This window comes from Arthrobacter sp. CAU 1506 (assembly GCF_005047635.1).
In the GTDB taxonomy this organism is placed as follows: domain Bacteria; phylum Actinomycetota; class Actinomycetes; order Actinomycetales; family Micrococcaceae; genus Crystallibacter.
In genome coordinates, this window is record NZ_SUKC01000035.1 from 1 (window position 1) to 1,848 (window position 1,848).

The following is a 1,848-nucleotide window of genomic DNA, read 5'->3' on the forward strand; positions in this document are numbered from 1 at the left end:
CAGGGATGCGTGTTCGTAGCGGGATGAGACCAGCTGGAAGAACAGGTTGGCGGAGTCCTGATCGAAGGGGATGTAGCCGACTTCGTCAACGATGAGCAGCTTGTAGCGGCGTAGCTTGGCCAGTTCCTGGGGCAAACGTCCGCGGTCGTGGGCTTCGGCCAGTCTCGACACCCACCCTGTCGCGGTGTCGAACAGGACGCGGTGCCCGGCGCGCGCGGCACGGATCCCGATCCCGACGGCCAGATGGGTTTTCCCGGTGCCGGGCGGTCCGAGCAGGACCACGTTCTTGGCTTCTTCCAGGAAGACCCCGGTGCCCAGATGCGCGACGAGGTTCCGGTCCGCGGCAGGCTGGTGGTCGAAGTTGAACTCCTCCAGCAGCTTGTGTCCGGGGAACTTCGCTGCCCTGATCCGCAAGGCGGCCCCGGAGGCTTCGCGTTCGGCGACCTCGCGGGAGAGGACAGCGGCAAGGTATTCCTCGTGCGACCAGCCTGCCTCCCGTGCCCTGTCGCCGAGGGATCGGTAGCCGTCGGCGACCCGCGGGGCGCGCAGCGCGCGGGCGTAGTACTCGATGTCCTTCGCTGCCCCGTTCACCGGCCTGCCCCGGAGAGCTCGCGGGCATCGTCGGGGATGGCGACACCGAAGAGTTCGTCATAGATCGACAGGTCCCGTTCCTCCACCACCGTGGACCGTCCGGCCTTGACGCTGCGGTGGATCCGGCGGAGGGAGGCGGCCTTGTCCACGTGCGCGGGGTCAGTGAAGATCTGGTGTCGGGCCCACCGCCGCTCGTGTCTGGCCAGCAGCCGGCCGTCGGCGCTAACGGTCACCATTTCCAGGTCTGCTTCAACGTCCACGATCCGCCCGATCGCCCCCGGATCCACTGAATAGTCGTTGGAGAAGACCCGCACGTAGTAGTCCCGTGGCAGCCGAACGCTGCTGCGGAAGGCGAACTCGGGCGCCACCGGCGTCAATGGCCGCATCGCGTCCCGGTCCCGGCCGAAGAGCTCGGCCGGGCGGCCGTGCCGGGCCCGGGAGTAGCGGGCGTTGGCGCGCGGCAGCCAGTCCGCGAGCTGGTCGTTGAAATCCAGTGGGGACGCGAACGTTCTGCCGGGCATGAAGCCCTGGCGGAAGTAACGGTTCATCCGCTCCACGATGCCCTTGGATTCCGGATCCCGTGGCGGCAACTGCCGGAACTCGCAGCCCAGCACGCCGGCGAACGCCGCCGCCGGCGCGGTCAGCCGGCCCTGGCCGATCCCCGATTCGTTGTCCCAGACCAACTGCTTGGGCACTGCACCGGCCTCCTGCAGCAGCGACCACATCCCGCCCAGCAGGTCAAAAGTCGTGCGGGTCGGCAGCATCCTGGCCTGGATGTATCCGGAGAACGCGCTCGTCATCACCAACACCGGAGGCTTGCCCTCCTGCCCGTGCCCCAGGGGCAGCGGCTCATGCGGGAACCACAAATCGCACTGCATCGCCTGGCCCGGTTCATGGACCAGCCGGTCCACCGGATCCGCCGGCATATATTCGGGCCGGAGTCCACGGACCTTGTCCCGGAACAAGGATGCAGAGCCCGTCCAGCCGACCCGTTCGGCCAGAACCGAGGCTGGCATCGTCGGCGTCTGCGCCAACAAAGCCCGCACCTGCGGTGCATAAGCATCGAAGCTCGAACCGGCCGGCTTCCGCTCATACTTCGGCGGCCGCTCCGCCTCCAACGCCCGGTCCACCGTCCCCCGCGAAACCCCGAGCTGTTTAGCCAGCTCCCTCTTGGAGATCTTCTCCGTCGCGTATCGGTGGCGTATCTGCGCCCAAACATCCAATGTGATCACCTTCCATAATGGTCAGTGGCCTCAT

2 protein-coding genes are annotated in these 1,848 nt (G+C 67.2%); both read right to left on the reverse strand.

The features are described from left to right. The coding region (istB, locus tag E4J89_RS19250) for an IS21-like element helper ATPase IstB (RefSeq protein WP_136787819.1) at nt 1–591 on the reverse strand (591 nt) is incomplete at its 3' end. Next, nucleotides 588–1,823 carry an IS21 family transposase gene (istA, locus tag E4J89_RS19255; protein WP_136787820.1) on the reverse strand — a complete coding sequence of 412 codons (1,236 nt, stop codon included), beginning with the start codon at nt 1,821–1,823 and terminating at the stop codon, nt 588–590. The genes istA and istB, both read right to left, overlap by 4 nt. Nucleotides 1,824–1,848 lie beyond the last annotated feature (25 nt).